Origin of the sequence: Nocardioides bigeumensis (genome assembly GCF_039531755.1) — a bacterium.
In the GTDB taxonomy this organism is placed as follows: Bacteria; Actinomycetota; Actinomycetes; order Propionibacteriales; family Nocardioidaceae; genus Nocardioides; species Nocardioides bigeumensis.
On the sequence record NZ_BAAAQQ010000011.1, the window covers coordinates 1 to 15,314 of the forward strand.

The window sequence follows — 15,314 nt, forward strand, 5'->3', positions numbered from 1 at the left end:
GCAGGCGCGCACAAACTTCAACGACTATCAAACACACTGTTGAGTTCTCAAACATCAGACGCACACCTCAGCTCGGCGCACGGCCAAGCTGTCGGGACTGGTCCGACTCCCACCCGGAGAACTCCGCACCCCGCGCGAACGCGACGGTGCCGGGAACTCCGAGAGGGGATCTGCGCTGGGGGCCGAGAACCCGTCCTGACCGGACTTGCCCTCCGCCGCTCCCTGGCGACGAGGTGAAACACTAGGTGAGTACGCGGCCCCTTGCAAATCGACTCCTTGTGACGCGGGGCACAATCTCGTCGTCGCAGGTCAGAGGGCCTTTGGGGGCAGCACGACGGCGACGTCCCGCGTGTCGGCGACGTCGCTGCAGCCGGCCAGGCGGAACGCCTCGGTCGTCTCGTCGCGCAGGCGACGCAGGTACGACGCCACACCGGCCTCCCCCTGCTCGAGCGCCAGGATCGGCTGCCGACCGAGGAAGGCGGCGTCGGCCCCCAGCGCCACTGCGGCCAGCACGTCCAGCCCGCAGCGGACTCCCCCGTCGACGTAGACGGGCACGGCGCCCCCGACCTCCCGCGCGACGGCGGGAAGCGCGTGCGCAGTGCGCAACGCCCGGTCGAGCTGGCGACCACCATGGTTGGAGACCCAGACGGCGGAGACCCCCGCGTCAACAGCGCGGCGCGCGTCGTCATCGCGCAGCACCCCCTTGACCACGACAGGCAGCCCGGTCCGTGCCGCCAGCCAGCCGATGTCGTCGGGTCCGAGGTCCGTCGCCTTCTGGGAGCCGGGCAGGTCGTCGTAACCGGGGTCGAAGTTGACCCGGACCAGCGAAGGATCGACCGAGTCCCACACCGAAGGCCCCCGCTTGCTGCCCACGACCGGGGTGTCGACGGTGAGGACGACAGCCCCGGCCCCCGCGGCGACGGCGCGCTCGAGGAGCGGGATCGCAAGAGCACGGTCGGCAGGCAAGTACACCTGCAGCCACCACGCGACCCCGGTCGCGGAGATCCCGGCGAAAGGTGTCCCCGTGTTGCTGGACACCACCAGCAGCACGCCCTCAGCGGCGCAGGCGCGCGCCATGGCGAGGTCGCCCTCTGGATGCACGGCCCGCTGCAGGCTCGTCGGCGCGATCGCGAAGGGAGCGCGCACCGACGTACCCAGCAGGTCCGCCTCCAGATCGACCTTGGTGACGTCGCGGAGCACGTGGGGGGCGAAGCGGACGTCGGACCAGCCCGCCTCGACCGCCGAGGTGCCCTCCCCGGCGCCGTCGACCAGGTAGTCGCGCAGGACCTGGTCGAAGCCGGTCACGGTCTCAGCCCAGCTCGACGCCGGCCAGCTTGCGCTTGCCGCGCCGGAGCACCAGCCACGACCCCGCCACCAGGTCCGCGTCGCCCGGCACGAAGTCGGGGTCCTCGACACGCACGTTGTTCAGGTAGGCGCCACCCTCGGCGACCGTGCGGCGGGCCTCGCCCTTGCTCTTGGCCAGCCCGGCGGCCACGAAGAGGTCGACGATGCCGGTGCCCTTGTCGGCATGCACGGCCCCCGCCTCGCGGAGCGCTGCCGCGAGGGTCGCGGGACTGAGCTCGCCCAGGTCGCCCGAGCCGAAGAGCGCAGCCGACGCGGCCTTGATGCGCTCGGTCTCGGCCGCGCCGTGGACGTAGGTCGTCACCGCCTCCGCGAGAGCCTTCTGTCCTGCGCGCAGGAACGGCTTCTCCTCGGTCTGGCGCTCCAGGTCCTCGATCTCCTGCACCGACAAGAACGTGAAGACACGGAGCAGGTGCCCGACCTGGTCGTCCTCGACGTTGAGCCAGAACTGGTAGAAGGCGTACGGCGACAGCATCTCCGGGTCGAGCCAGAGAGCTCCGCCCTCCGTCTTGCCGTACTTGGTGCCGTCGGCCTTGGTGATCAGAGGCGTCGCGAAGGCGTGCGCCTTGCCACCGTCGGACCTGCGGATCAGCTCCACCCCACCAGTGAGGTTGCCCCACTGGTCGGAGCCGCCGAACTGCAGGGTCACCCCGTGCTCGCGGTAGAGGTTGAGGTAGTCCATCGACTGCAGGAGGACGTAGCTGAACTCGGTGTAGCTGATGCCGTCCTCGAGCCGGCTGCGCACGACGTCGCGGGCCAGCATCCGGTTCACCGGGAAGTGCTTGCCGATGTCACGGAGGAAGTCGAGGACCGACAGGTGCTCGGTCCAGTCGTAGTTGTTGACCAGGGTCGCGGCGTGCGGGCCCTCCAGGGACACGAACGGAGCGACCTGGCGGCGTACGCGCTCGGTCCAGTCCTTCACCGTCTCGACCGTGTTGAGCACCCGCTCCCCGGAGTCTCTCGGGTCACCGATCATCCCGGTGGCTCCGCCGACCAGGATGTACGGCGAGTGGCCGGCGTCCTGGAGACGGCGCGCGGTGGTCAGCTGGACCAGGTTGCCCATGTGCAGGCTCGGCGCGGTCGGGTCGAAACCGACGTAGAACCGGACGCCGCCCTCGCCGAGCGCCGCGCGCAGCGCGTCGCGGTCGGTGGAGTGCGCGACGAGGCCGCGCCACTCGAGGTCGTCGAGGACGTTCGTCCCACTGTCGTCGGTCACCCGGCCAAGTCTGCCCCACTCCCCCGCGGCGCCTCGACGCGATATCAGGTGCGCATGCTCAGGCGCGGACAACGCCGCAGGATCGAGAGTGGGGTCATGAGCTCTACGCCGCTCGTCCGCCCTGCCCGCAAGGCACGCGGGTCCCGCCTCGGCGAACTCGCGGACGCGACCCCCGACTCCCGCAACCGCGTCGTCGACTTCCTCCGGGCCGCCGCGATCCTGGTCGTGGTGCTGGGCCACTGGACGGTCGCGGCCGTCTACGTCGACGAAGGTGGCGACCTCCCCGTGCTGCACAGGGCGGACCTGCTCGAGCTGGCCACCTGGACGCACCCGCTCACCTGGGTCGTCCAGGTGATGCCGGTCTTCTTCCTCGTCGGCGGCTACTCCAACGCCCTCTCCTGGCGCTCGGCCGCCGCCCGCGGCACGACGTACGGTGGCTGGCTGCGCGGTCGGTTGCGCCGCCTCACCATCCCGGTGCTGCCGCTCATGGTCTTCTGGGCCGTCGTCGCCCCGGTCGCCCACGCCCTCGGCGCCAGCGGCGAGACGTTGCGTATCGCCAGCCGCGCGTCGCTGGTGCCGACCTGGTTCCTGGCGGCGTACGTCGTCGTCGTGTCCGTCGCACCACTCACGCTGCGTCTGTGGGAGCGGTGGGGCTGGGCCACCGTCGGCGCAGGTCTCGCGCTGGGCGGCCTGGTCGACTTCGTGAGCATCGGCAACGACCTCTTCCTGCTGGGCTTCGTCAACTACCTCGTGGTGTGGGCTGCCGTGCACCAGCTCGGCTACGCCTGGCTCGACGGCGATCTCGCCAGCACCGGACGCCGCCTCCTGCTCGCCCTGGTCGGACTGGTCGGGCTGCTGCTCCTGGTGCGCGTGGGTCCCTACGGGGTCTCGATGGTCGGCGTCGGCGGGCACGGCGTGAACAACGCGTACCCGACCCGGGTCACCCTCGGGTTCCTCGGGATCCTGCAAGCCGGCGCCGTGCTCGCGCTCGAGCCGGCGCTGGCCAGGCTGACCGCCCGGCGACGTGTGTGGATGGCGACGATCCTGGTCAACAGCCGGATCATGACGGTCTACCTCTGGCACCTGACCGCGCTGGGCATCGTGGTCGCGGTGTCCCTGGCCCTCGACGGCGCCGGCCTCCGCGAGGAGCCGCTGACCTCGACGTGGTGGCTCACCCGCCCGGTGTGGTTCGCGGTGCTGGGCTCGGTCACGGCCGTGTTCGTGCTCCTGCTCGGCCGCTTCGAGCGGGTGCCCGGTGACGACCGGCCGGCTCCCCCCGCCCTGCTCCCGCTGCTCTCCATGGCCGCGACCTGCGCGGCGCTCGGCCTGCTCGCGGACTGGGGCATCGCGGCGGACGACGGCACCGTGCGGTGGTACCTGCCGCTCGTGCCCGTGCTGGGCGCGATGGTCTTCGGCGTGCTGCGCCCACCCCTGCGCAGGTAGGGCCACCAGGACCACCCACCTAAGATGTCGAGACGTGATCGCCGGCCGCTACTCGCTCGACCGCGAGATAGGTCGAGGTGGGATGGGCGCGGTCTGGGTCGGTCGCGACGAGCTGCTCGGCCGCGAGGTCGCCCTGAAGAAGATCGGCATGTCACCGGGCGCCGACCTCCCCGACCTGGCGCGAGCCGAGCGCGAGGCCAAGCTGGCCGCGCGGGTGAACCACCCGCACGTGGTGGCGGTCTACGACCTGGTCGACGAGGCGGACGAGCAGTGGCTGGTGATGGAGCTCGTCGAGGGACTCAACCTCGCCGCGCTCGTCCGACGAGACGGCCCCATGCCACCCGACCGCGCCGCCGCCCTGCTGGGCCAGGCCGCCGAGGCGCTGGCCGAGGCGCACGCGGCGGGCATCATCCACCGCGACGTGAAGCCGTCCAACATCCTGGTGACCGAGACGGGCCAGGTGAAGCTCACCGACTTCGGCATCGCACGAGCGGAGGCGGACGCGTCGTTGACCCAGACCGGCCTGGTGACCGGCTCGCCGGCGTACCTCGCTCCCGAGGTGGCGTCCGGACAGACGGCCACGGACGCCGCCGACGTCTGGTCACTGGGGGCGACGCTCTATCACGCCTTGGAGGGCCAACCGCCCTACCACGTGGCCGACAACGTGATGGGCACGATGTTCCGCATCGTCAACGAGGACCCGCCGCGGCCCGGCCATCCCGGGTGGCTGGCGCCGCTGATGGTCGCGACGATGGCCAAGAACCCCGACGACCGCTGGACGATGCGCGACGTGCAGCGGTTCCTGCAGAGCGGCCCGCCGAAGAGCGAACCGACTCGGGTCGCCGCCGCGGCGCCGCTCCCCGGCGTCGAGCAGACGGCCGTCCTCACCTCTCCCCCGACGCCCCAGCCCGTCGCCGCACCGAGGCCGGCCGGGCCGGCGTACTCCCGGCGCCGACGCAGCCCGCTGCTGCCGGTCCTGGGCGTCGTCGCGCTCGTGGTGATCGCCGTCATCGTCACCGCGCTCGTCGTCGGTGGCCCGGACGGAGACGGTGGCCAGACGCCCCCTTCGGGAGCCGACGGCACGAGCCAGACGCCGGAGGAGACGCCCTCGCAGTCCGAGCCCACGGAGAGTCCCAGCGACGACGGCGTGCGTGCCCAGGCGATGACCGACTTCGTGCAGACTTATCTGCAGACCGTCGTCGACGACCCTGCAGCAGCGTGGGGCATGCTCACGCCGGACTTCCAGAAGGCCAGCGGCGGCTTCGGCAAGTACAAGAAGTTCTGGGACCCCGTCGACGGAGCGGACGTGACCGACATCGGGGCCGATCCGCAGTCCGGCACCGTGCAGTACAGCGTCAGCTACTCACGTGACGGAGGGGACGGCTTCGACGACGAGGTCGAGCTGCGGCTCCAGGACGACGGTGAGTCGTTCCTCATCGCCGGAGAGACACCGGGTTGATCCTGGAGCTGGTGGCCGGTGACCTGCTCGGCAAGCTGGGCCTGGTCTCCGCAGGTCTCGAGGTGGGGGGGCTCAGGCCGCGTCGGTGGTCGAGTCGGTGGTCGAGTCGATGGCAGCGCCAGGGGCGAAGGAGAGGTACGCCGAGCGGGCCGCGTCGGCGGCCGAGCGCGACTCCCCGATGGCGGTGACCGCGGCGAGGAACTCGTCGGCGGAGATGGCGTAGAGGTCGACCGGTTCGGCAGCGCGGACGGTCATCGTGCGCGTGGTCCCGCCCAGCAGCGCGATCTCGCCGAAGCCCTCGCCGTGACCCATCGTGCGGACCAGCTCGGCGTCGTCGAGCACCTCGACGGTGCCGCTCGCCACCACGTAGAAGCAGTCGCCGGCGTCGCCGGCCGCGAACACGTTGGCTCCCTCGGCCACCACCGCGTGGTCGACCGCGATGGCGAGCCGCTCGATGACCGGCACCGGGAGGGGGCGGAGCATCGGCACCTGCCGCAGCAGCTCGATCGCGTCGGTCCTGACGGCCACGCTCGCGTCGATCGACGTGAGGCGACGCCACCACAGCAGGCCGACGACCGGCGCCAGCGCGCCGAAGGCCACGAGTGCGGCGCGCGGGCCGAGGAGGGCGATCAGCACGGGCGCGCCCAGCGAACCCACAGCGACCGCGAGCGCGCCGAAGCTCTCGAGCAGGCCGAAGACCCGCGCCATCACGGAGTCCGGGACCATCCGGGCCAGCAAGGTGAACGCCGTCACGTCGACCAGCGCGTTGCCCACCCCGATGACGCAGGCGATGGAGAGCGCGACGACGTACTGCGGGACCAGGCCCATGACGGCCAAGGGCAGTCCCCACAGGGAGACACCCACCGCGAGCCACCTGGTCATCCGGCGGCTGCCGACCAGCTTGGAGCAGACGACACTGCCGACGATCGCGCCCACGCCGACGGCTCCTTGAAGCACGCCGACGGCTGCGTCGTTGCCGTTGAGCAGGTCGATGGCGAGCACCACCACGAAGACGCTGAACGCGCCGCGGATCACGCACTGCAAGGCCACGAAGCCGACCACGGTCGCGACGCCGTCGTACGCCTTGATCGCGTGCAGCCCCTCCCGGATCTCGCCGACGAGGTGCCGCTGCGGGTGCTCCTTCACCGCGAGCCGCTCGTAGCTCAGCCCCAGCAGGAGGACCGCTGACAACAGTCCGCACACGCCGGCGAAGACGAACACAGACGACACGTCCCCGACAGCCACGAGGACCGCGGCCACCAAGGGGCCGAGGACCACGCTCACGGAGTCCAGCGCTCCACGGACCACGTTGACCGACGTGAGCTCGTCCGGGGTGCGGCACAGCGACGGCATCAGCGCGGAGTGGCTGGCCCGGAACGGAGTGAACGCCACGGTCGAGACGATCGCGAGGACGTAGACGACAGCCGTCGACCATCCCCAGATGAGCGCCGGTCCGCAGGCCAGGGTCGCCAACCCCCGCACCAGGCTGGACGCCATCAGCACCCGCTCGCGGGGCAGCCGGTCGGCGTACACCGAGATGACCGGCGCCAGCACCGCCGACGGCAGCAACCGGAGCATGCCCACCAGGCCCGCGGCGAACGCGCCGCCGTCCGCGAAGGCGACGAGGGTCAGCGCCACGGTGAACGCCCACTCGGCGGTGTACGCCGCTCCGAAGGACAGCAACGCGCGGACGAGCGCTCCGTTGCGGAGCAGGCGCAGGTTCACCGATGCATCGTCACGCATCCGGACCGGTAGCGCGAGACCCTCGGCATCCGCTATCCGGGCGGACGGCTGGTCCCTGGCTCGACATCCCCGCCCTGACGCTGGTGAGGCGTAGGCTGAAAACCCTCCAAGGCCGACGGAGGGATCGTCATGGGCTGGGTGTTGCTGATCGTGGCCGTGTTGTTCGTCGCGTGGGCGGCTTACCGCTACCGGGGCCGCAACGACAGACGCGCCGGCCCCGACGCCACCGAGGGACGTCACGGCAACCGAGGCGCCTACTGGACCAGCGGCGGGGGCGGCTGACCGCTCGACGACGTTCGGTGGGCGGTTCGGGCAACCGCGCCCGCCGAATCGTCGGACCCTGCCGTCCCGGTCAGGCCGCGTCCACCTGGAGCTGCATGACGCAGTTGAACTGGCCCTTCGGCCGGACGTAGGTGAAGCCGACCCGTTCATACATGCGGCGGGTGCCGTTGTAGATGAAGGACGCCGAGACCTTCTTGAAGTCCTTCAGGGCCATGTCGTGCGGGTACCCCTCGACCAGTCCGCCCCCGGCTGCCGCTATCAGGTCGAGCGCGCCACGCAGGGCCGTCTCGGCGAGCCCCTGGCGACGATGGGTCTTCGCCACCTGGATGCAGGTCACCCGCCAGTCGGCGTCGCGCTCCTTCTCGGCGTCGTACTGCTTGCGATGGTGGATGTTGGGCAGCTCGGCCGGCGATCCGTACTCGGCCCAGGCCAGCGCCCGGCCGTCCTCCACGACCAGCGCAGCGTGCGCGACGCCCTCGCGCACCCAGTGCTCCTTGGCGTTGCGGTTGCCGTCCTTGGTCCCGTCGCGCAGCTCGCTCTCGGGGTGGAACCACACGCACCAGCAGCCGCCGAAGAGACCGCCCTGCCGCTCGACGAGGTCGGCGAACAGGGGCCAGGTCTCGGGTGTCAGCGCGACGATCGACCGGTCAGCCATGAGGACAAGGTACGTCGGACGCGCGCTGCACCCCGGACGCGCGCGGGCCCCCGGCCGGCGACCGGGGGCTCCGCTCCAGTGCTCCGTGCTGCGGCGCCTCAGGCCTCGATGGCGGTGCGCTCCGCTCCGGACGCGATTTCGATCTTGCGCGGCTTCGCCTTCTCCGCGACCGGGACGGTCAGACGCAGCACGCCGGCGTCGTACGACGCCTCGATGCGCTCGAGGTCGAGGTTGTCGCCGAGCACCAGCTGGCGGCTGAACATGCCCCGCGGGCGCTCGGAGGCCAACATCTCCCAGTCGCCGTTGCGGCCGACACGCTCAGCGCGGACGGTCAGCACGTTGCGCTCGACGTCGAGGTCGATGGACTCGGCGCTCACACCGGGCAGGTCGAACTCCAGGACGAAGGTGTCTCCCTCGCGCCAGGCATCGACCGGCATGACGGCCGGGCGGTTGGTCGTCCCCGTCGAGCCCAGCAGCTGCGCGGCCAGACGGTCGAAGTCGCGGAAGGGGTCAGCGGTTCGGAGCAACATCTCGGTTTCCTCCTTGCATGTCGTCTAGGGTGATGAACTGATGCAGGTAACCTGTATCGCTGGTTACATATTCTTTGTAACTCTTCCCGCAGAAAAATGCAAGGAGTGACATGGACAACCAGTCGCGCGGCGTCTACGCCATCTCGGTCGCCGCCGAGATGACCTCCCTGCAGATCCAGAACCTGCGCGTCTACGAGCGGCGCGGGCTGGTCGAGCCCGACCGCACACCGGGCGGGACCCGCCTCTACAGCAACGACGACGTGGCGCGGCTGCACCGGATTCGCGATCTGCTGGCTGATGGTCTCAACCTCGCCGGCATCGCCCGGGTGCTGAGGCTGGAGGAGGAGGTACGCCGGCTGCGGACCGAGCGGGACCGGTTGCGGCGGCGGCTCACCACCGCGTGAGAGGGAGCCAACGCTCGATGAGGCCGGCCAGCTCTCCGGGGTGGCTGTAGTTCAGCGCGTGCGCCGCCCTCTCGACGAGGGCCACGCGCCACTCACCACCCCCGTCCCCGGAGACCGACCGAACCGGGTGATGGAGCACCCCGACCACTTGCTCGAGGCTCTTCAGCGAGGTCGCAAGGTCATCTGGACCCAGGGAGCGCCTTGAGGTGCCGGCGATAGATGAGCCTGCTCCGCACGCCGTCGTTGTCCACCAGGACCCCGGCCTTGGGGTCGTTCAGTGCCGGGTCGAACACGTAGCCGCTCGGCGCCTCGAAGGTGAGCGTGTAGACGTAGTTCAGGTTCTTCTTCGCCTTCGACCCGAAGTTGCCACCCGCGAGCTTCCAGTCGGCGAAGAGGAAGCCCGACCACGGGCTGGTGGTCAGGATCGCCGTTCGCGGCTGCTCGACGACGTCGCCGACGACCGGGATCTCCGGGAAGCTGATGATCGGCTCGATCTCGGTGATCGTCTGCGTGGCTGGGACGTCCGGCCCGTTCACCCAGATGGGGTTGGTGATGGCACGTCGGTTGCCGGTGGCGGTGACAGCGGCGAGGGCGAACCACTGCTTGCCTTGGACCCCGTCCACCTTGAGGGTGAAGTCCTTGGACGTGGCCAGGTCGGCACCCGTGTAGGTGGTGCGGGAGATCAGGTTGTTGAGTCCGTTGAACCCGCCCGTCGAGGTCCCCGTCCCGGTGCTGCCGAAGACGTAGATGTCGGTGATGTTGTTCAGCGCCTTCACGTTGAAGTCGGCCGTGAAGGATCCGGTCTGGTCCGCCCTGTAGGTGTTGCCGAACACCTTGCCACTGGTCGGCGTGATGAGGGCTCCGTTGGAGACGAAGCTGTGACCGGCCGCCTGGCTCCTGCTGAACTCGAGCGAGAAGGCGTCGAAGTCCGCTGCACTCTTGGCCTTGCCATCGGCCACGTGGACGTACGACCGCTGGCCACCGCTGCCCGTTCCCTGGCCGGAGTCGTGGATGTCGGTGGACCCGTGGATGTAATGGGGCCTGTTCACCTCCACCCCGCGACGGGTTGCGCCGGACAGGAACGCGCTCCAGAAACCGAAGGCCTCGTTGATGGTCCTCACGCCGAAGCCTTGGATCTCGATGCCGTCGAAGTCCCCGCTCATGCCACCCGGCACCGTGCGGTCGTCGTCGGCGAGGAAGAGTCCGTAGGAGCTGTTCGGGTGATTGACGCCGATGGCAATGCCGTGCTCGTGGGCGTCGTCGAGGATGCCCTGGTGGTTGGTGTTCGTGTTGATGATGGGGTTGACCTGGTCGCAGTCGCGGAAGCGGTCGTAGGCGTAAGCGGTCAGCGGCATCATGTTGTGGTGGGCCCAGCTCGGCGTGATCTCCTCGTTGGGCATGTAGCCGATGGCCCCGAACTTGCGGGACAGGTTGTAGACGGGACAGTTGTCCAGGACGAACTGGTGGTCAGCCAGGGACAGCACCTCCAGTCCGGCGGTCATCTGCGCATTCGCTGACACCTCCGGCGGCGAGAACGCATCCATGCGCCCGCCGTGGTGGTGGTTGTCGACACCGAACCAGTCCGTGGGAGCACTCAGCGGCTTGTTGATGACGACGGTCTGGGTCGGATCGGTCGCCGTGTTGCCGGTGACGGTCCGCGAGAACGTCTGGGGGTTCGTGGTGTAGGAGTAGAAGCCGTAGCCCTCACCCCACGCAGTGGCCGAGTAGTTGCCCGGCGCGACCATCGCGGTGACCACGCCCTTCTTGGCCGTTCCGTCCGCGTTGCGGTCCGAGAAGTAGTAGTTCTCCCCGGTGTAGATCATCTGCGGGAGGGCACCCACGGAGATCCGTCCCCAGACGGGATCGCCGTTCTGGTCCTTGAAGGTGAACGTCACCGGCACCTTCTGGGCACCCGTCTGCAGGTCGAGACCTCCCGAGGGGACGGTCTCACTGGTGAAGTTGGCGCTGGGCGTCGAGGGAACAGTGCCCTTCTTCTCGACGCGCAGGGTGTAGGTCTGCGTCGTGCTCTCCTCGGGCAGGTCGATGCTGTAGTGCCCGTCAGCGTCGCCGACCACCGAGCCGTACAGCGCGCCCCCGCGATTGACGATGACGGTGGGATATGCCGCCGGAGCTCCGGAGGCATCGGTCACGGTCCCGGAGACGTTGAAGGTGTCCAGGCCCTTGTAGTCCGCCCAGAAGTCGTAGACCTTCTGCCAAGATGCGCGGTCGTCGATCATCAGGTAGGACTCGTAGAGCCGCGTCTCGCCCGCGACGTAGGGACGGTTCGCGGGCGAGAACATGAGCTCGCGATAGCCCCGTGCCCCGGTGAACCCGCTGAAGGGGTGCGACCTTCCGTCCGAGCCGAGGTTCTCTCCCGGAGAGATCATGGTCGTGGAGAACTGCTTCGTGGGCTGTCCATTCTCGTCCGTCACGAAGTTGAAGGTGTTGGCGGCGCTGAGAGCGCCCACCGTCTTCGTGTCGATGCCCACGCTGCCCTTGTTGGAGATCACCACCTCGTTGAGCGCCTCCGTGGAGAAGGCGTCCCCGTTGTTGTGGACGGTGTCGAACCAGTAGGCGTAGTCCTTGTCGGGCGCGATGCTGTAGTACGAGACCACGTCGAGGTCGCGCGGAGTGGAGACGCCGTTGAGGTTGTAGGGGACGGTGAACTTGCGAGTCGCCTGCACCGCCGGCATTCCGTTGACGTCGTCGATCGCCTTGGTCTCGAAGTTGTAGTTGACCAGGTCGAAGGAGACCATGCCGGCGTTGGACGGGGCCCAGGCATCCCAGGTGTTGAAGAGGAACTGAGCCGTCAGCACGGTGTCGTCGCCAAAGGTGGCGTTCCTCAGGTCAGGACTGCCCTCGGGCACCGTGACCCGACCGGCGTCCAGGATCGAGCCGCCGGGATAGCCCCAGGGGTCATCGGTCCCCGCAGCCAAGACGATGCCGACCCGGTCGTTCATGATGAGGATGTCGTAGGGGTGGACTCCGAAACCCTCCCCGAAGACGGGCGTCTTCCCGTCCGCCTTCTCCCCGAGGTAAGACTTCACGGTGCCGATGTAGAGGTCCTGTGTCGAGACGCTCCCGTTGGCGATGGCCTCGTCGATGGAGAACTTGATGGGGTTGTCGGGGTCGTCCTGGACGACCCTGTCGCCGGCGGCCGTCGGAAGAGCTGCCTGGAGGACAATCCCGTCCTTCGCCAGGGCTGGTGCGGTCGCGACCCCGAGGCTCAACAGCAGCGCCATGACGACGAGGACGCGTGAACGGGCATGGCTTGCAAACTTCAACGTCGGCTCACTTCCGGGAGGGTGCCACTGTCCGTGTCCCGGCTCGTCTCAGCCCGAAACCCGTCGTTGCGTATGGGGCAACAGAGGTGCGTCGCGCGCAACGTAATGCACAATGCTCGAACTTGCGCATGGTCGTCAAGAGGGAGCCGATGACTCGCCCACGTTCGATAAGTGAACACGCAGTAGTGGCAGGCGGACTCGAGCCCGCTCGCCGCGTGCTCGCCCCACCACCGTGCACGGTCTTGCGGTGCACCGAACCGAGATGCACCCCATCAGCCGAAGTAGGTGTCACCAGGCGAAGTCGTACGAGCGGGGAGTAGGGCGGGTGGGGCTCGAACCCACGACCCAAGGATTATGAGTCCTCTGCTCTGACCGACTGAGCTACCGCCCTGAGGGCGCCGAGCCTAGGGCACACCCGTGAGGACACGCGCGCCGCGCGCGGCGTGGATGGGTGCCGTCGAAGCGGGCGGTGGCATGCGATGGTGGGTCACCGGGTACATAGGTCCTGGATCAGCCGACCGGGAGGCCGAATGGACGTCAAGACTCCTTGTGCGGAGCACGTGTGGGTGCTGCGCGAGATGCTCTACGACGACTTCGGCGTGGGCCGGGACGAGGAGTGCGCCACCTGCGGTCAGACCCAGGTGCGTGCGGACGGCCGCTACGCCAGCTAGGGCCTGCTAGATCTTTCGCTGCATCTCGTGCATCCGCTCCACGACGCGGAAGCCGAAGCGCTCGTTGGTGCGGATCATCGCCGCGTTGCCCGGGGCGGTCCACGTGTGCAGGAGCTTGCGCTCAGGGTGGTCGCGGTGGAGCAGGGCGAGGTTCGCCTGCTTGAGACGTAGCCCCAGCCGGCTTCCCCGGTGGTCCGGCATCACCAGGGTGTCGTCCTGCTGGGCGTAGGTCTCGCCGTGCGGCAGGAACAGCTCGGAGTAGCCCACCATCGCGCCGCCCGCATCGTGGAGAGCGGCGGCGACGAGCCGCTGGTACGACCGCGCCGTCCGCGCCTCCGAGACCCGCACCCGCTCCTCGTCGAGCAGCACCGGCTCGAGCTCGAGGTCCCCGATCGGGACGTCGGTCTCCATCTGGTTGCGCATGGCGACGTACGCCGCCACGTGCTCGTCGGGGCAGCGCTCGGCCCACGTGACCACGGTGTAGGCGGCGTCCGGCGGGAGCTCCTCGACGTCGGCCGGGAGCGCCAGCACCAGGTGGTGCTCCAGGTGCGACGACGCGTAGCCGAGCGCGGTCGCGAAGGGCACGGCCGGGCCGTCCCCGTCCGGGCTCTCGCAGGCCTCGCCGATCACCGTGGTCCGTGACTGCGCGCGCAGCCGTCCGATCGCCGTCTCGTGGAGCAGGCGGCCGATCCCCTGCCGCCACCGGTCCGGACGCACGTTGACCTCGATCTCGCCGAGGTGGGTGTTGTCCTGGAGTGGCCACGAGACGTCCACCCCACCGATGAGCTCGTCCCCGTCCACGGCCGCCAGCAGCACCCGCCCGTAGTAGGGCGACGGGTCACGCATGGTCGCCGTCAGTGCGTCGTAGGTCCGCAGCACGGGATCCCGGCGCTCGGCCCGCTGGGCGACTTGCTCGTTGTCCCAGAACGCCCGCAGCAGGTGGTCGTCGTGAGGATCGACCTCGACGATGTGGAGCGTTGTCGTGGCCATGCGTCCAGCCAAGCCGAGCCGGACGCCCGCGCCAACCGCTTATCGGGCATGCTGCGCTCATGGCTGACGCACCCGAACCCCTCGAGGCCCTGCCCGAAGACTGGTCGCGCATGCTCTGCGTCGTCGCTCACCCCGACGACCTCGAGTTCGGCGCCGCCGCAGCGATCGCTCGCTGGTCCGGACAGGGCAAGGACATCGTCTACTGCATGGTGACCTCCGGCGAGGCCGGGATCGACGGCATGCACCCGGACGAGGCGAGAGCCGTGCGTGAAGCCGAGCAGGTCGAGTCGGCGCGGGTCGTGGGCGTGTCCATCGTGGAGTTCCTGGGCCTGCAGGACGGCGTCATCGAGTACGGCGTGCCGCTGCGGCGGGTCATCGCCGAGATGGTGCGCAAGCATCGCCCCGACATCGTCGTCACCGGCAACTTCCGCGACACGTGGGGCGGGCGCAACCTCAACCAGGCCGACCACATCGCGGTCGGGAAGGCCGTCCTCGATGCGGTGCGCGACGCCGGCAACCGCTGGATCTTCACCGACCAGCTCACCGACGGGCTGGAGCCCTGGGGCGGGGTCCGGGCGGTCTGGGCCGCCAACTCCCCCGACTCCACCCACGGCGTCGACACCACCGACACCTTCGATGCCGGCGTGGACTCGCTGGTGGCCCACGCGGCGTACATCGAGGGACTCGGCTGGGAGGACTGGGACCCGCGCGAGTTCCTGGAGGGCTTCGGCCGACAGACCGGTCAGCGCCTGGGCGTCGCCTTCGGCGCTGCCTTCGAGGTGTTCCCGATGGGCTGGGGCGAGTAGTCCAGGAGGTCGTTCCCCTCCCGTTGCTCGAACAGGTGTTCTAACCTGAGCCCATGGCGCGAGGCGGGTACGGCAGCGGGTCCGGGATTCCGCTTCGCGACCGCGTCCGCGCCGGTGGCTCGCCGGCCGCGCCGGTCGACCGCCCGTCGTACGAGCCGGAGGGGTTCTCGGTCGACTCCCCCGCCCGGCACTGCTGGGTGGCCGTGCCGGTGGATGGCAGCCGCCCCTCGCCCGGTCTGCTGCTGGAGTGGCGCAAGGTCGAGCGCGGCCGCTTCGAGGGACTGGTGGTGTACGCCGCGCAGCTGCGCCCGGGCCGCTGGAGCACGGTGACCGAGTGGGTGCCCGCCGAGCTGCTGACCCAGGCCGGACCGTGATGCCGACGGGGTGACCGGCGGGGTGACCGGCGGGGTGACCGAGGAGCCTCGCGGGCGATCTCCGGCGAAACCACACACGCACCAACAGCCTCATC

General features: G+C 69.6%; 14 protein-coding genes and 1 tRNA gene. 7 read left to right on the forward strand and 8 right to left on the reverse strand.

Annotated elements, in window-relative coordinates; translation table 11 throughout:
* Nucleotides 1–309 precede the first annotated feature (309 nt).
* Nucleotides 310–1,305 carry an alpha-hydroxy acid oxidase gene (locus ABD295_RS09105; protein ID WP_344303385.1) on the reverse strand — a complete coding sequence of 332 codons (996 nt, stop codon included), beginning with the start codon at nucleotides 1,303–1,305 and terminating at the stop codon, nucleotides 310–312.
* Between the two features lie 4 nt (nucleotides 1,306–1,309).
* A complete protein-coding gene (gene tyrS, locus ABD295_RS09110; protein WP_344303386.1) occupies nucleotides 1,310–2,578 on the reverse strand; it encodes a tyrosine--tRNA ligase in 1,269 nt (422 codons plus the stop codon).
* Nucleotides 2,579–2,674: 96 nt separating this feature from the next.
* On the opposite strand from tyrS, the gene ABD295_RS09115 reads away from it, so the two are divergent.
* The gene (locus tag ABD295_RS09115; RefSeq protein ID WP_344303387.1) at nucleotides 2,675–4,021 is read left to right on the forward strand and encodes an acyltransferase family protein; all 1,347 of its coding nucleotides are present in this window, start codon (nucleotides 2,675–2,677) and stop codon (nucleotides 4,019–4,021) included.
* A gap of 34 nt (nucleotides 4,022–4,055) precedes the next feature.
* The gene (locus ABD295_RS09120) at nucleotides 4,056–5,480 is read left to right on the forward strand and encodes a serine/threonine-protein kinase (protein ID WP_344303388.1); all 1,425 of its coding nucleotides are present in this window, start codon (nucleotides 4,056–4,058) and stop codon (nucleotides 5,478–5,480) included.
* 72 nt (nucleotides 5,481–5,552) lie between these two features.
* Here ABD295_RS09120 and ABD295_RS09125 read toward each other — a convergent pair whose 3' ends face one another.
* Nucleotides 5,553–7,205, reverse strand: a complete 1,653-nt coding sequence (locus tag ABD295_RS09125; protein ID WP_344303389.1) for an MFS transporter — start codon at nucleotides 7,203–7,205, stop codon at nucleotides 5,553–5,555.
* A 147-nt stretch (nucleotides 7,206–7,352) separates the two neighbouring features.
* Here ABD295_RS09125 and ABD295_RS09130 point away from each other — a divergent pair, with 147 nt between their 5' ends.
* Entirely contained in the window at nucleotides 7,353–7,505 is a 153-nt protein-coding gene (locus tag ABD295_RS09130; protein WP_344303390.1) for a hypothetical protein, read from the forward strand.
* Between the two features lie 70 nt (nucleotides 7,506–7,575).
* Here ABD295_RS09130 and ABD295_RS09135 read toward each other — a convergent pair whose 3' ends face one another.
* Nucleotides 7,576–8,160 (reverse strand): GNAT family N-acetyltransferase, encoded by a 585-nt coding sequence (locus ABD295_RS09135; protein WP_344303391.1) that lies wholly within the window; start codon nucleotides 8,158–8,160, stop codon nucleotides 7,576–7,578.
* Between the two features lie 98 nt (nucleotides 8,161–8,258).
* Nucleotides 8,259–8,690, reverse strand: a complete 432-nt coding sequence (locus ABD295_RS09140) for an Hsp20/alpha crystallin family protein (protein ID WP_344303392.1) — start codon at nucleotides 8,688–8,690, stop codon at nucleotides 8,259–8,261.
* Nucleotides 8,691–8,800: 110 nt separating this feature from the next.
* On the opposite strand from ABD295_RS09140, the gene ABD295_RS09145 reads away from it, so the two are divergent.
* Complete coding sequence (locus tag ABD295_RS09145) at nucleotides 8,801–9,094, forward strand: MerR family transcriptional regulator (RefSeq protein ID WP_344303393.1); 294 nt, start codon at nucleotides 8,801–8,803, stop codon at nucleotides 9,092–9,094.
* Nucleotides 9,095–9,273: 179 nt separating this feature from the next.
* On the opposite strand, the gene ABD295_RS09150 is transcribed toward ABD295_RS09145, so the two are convergent.
* Together ABD295_RS09150 and ABD295_RS09155 are read right to left on the reverse strand one after the other, a co-directional pair.
* Complete coding sequence (locus tag ABD295_RS09150) at nucleotides 9,274–12,336, reverse strand: CehA/McbA family metallohydrolase (protein WP_344303394.1); 3,063 nt, start codon at nucleotides 12,334–12,336, stop codon at nucleotides 9,274–9,276.
* Nucleotides 12,337–12,695: 359 nt separating this feature from the next.
* Nucleotides 12,696–12,769: transfer RNA gene (locus ABD295_RS09155), tRNA-Ile, on the reverse strand.
* Nucleotides 12,770–12,908: 139 nt separating this feature from the next.
* Between ABD295_RS09155 and ABD295_RS09160 the strand changes: the two genes are divergently transcribed.
* Nucleotides 12,909–13,049 (forward strand): hypothetical protein, encoded by a 141-nt coding sequence (locus ABD295_RS09160; protein WP_344303395.1) that lies wholly within the window; start codon nucleotides 12,909–12,911, stop codon nucleotides 13,047–13,049.
* Nucleotides 13,050–13,055: 6 nt separating this feature from the next.
* On the opposite strand, the gene ABD295_RS09165 is transcribed toward ABD295_RS09160, so the two are convergent.
* The gene (locus ABD295_RS09165) at nucleotides 13,056–14,039 is read right to left on the reverse strand and encodes a GNAT family N-acetyltransferase (protein WP_344303396.1); all 984 of its coding nucleotides are present in this window, start codon (nucleotides 14,037–14,039) and stop codon (nucleotides 13,056–13,058) included.
* 59 nt (nucleotides 14,040–14,098) lie between these two features.
* On the opposite strand from ABD295_RS09165, the gene ABD295_RS09170 reads away from it, so the two are divergent.
* Nucleotides 14,099–14,845: a PIG-L deacetylase family protein gene (locus ABD295_RS09170; protein ID WP_344303397.1), complete on the forward strand. Its 747-nt coding sequence runs from the start codon at nucleotides 14,099–14,101 to the stop codon at nucleotides 14,843–14,845.
* Between the two features lie 53 nt (nucleotides 14,846–14,898).
* Complete coding sequence (locus ABD295_RS09175; RefSeq protein ID WP_344303398.1) at nucleotides 14,899–15,219, forward strand: hypothetical protein; 321 nt, start codon at nucleotides 14,899–14,901, stop codon at nucleotides 15,217–15,219.
* Nucleotides 15,220–15,314 lie beyond the last annotated feature (95 nt).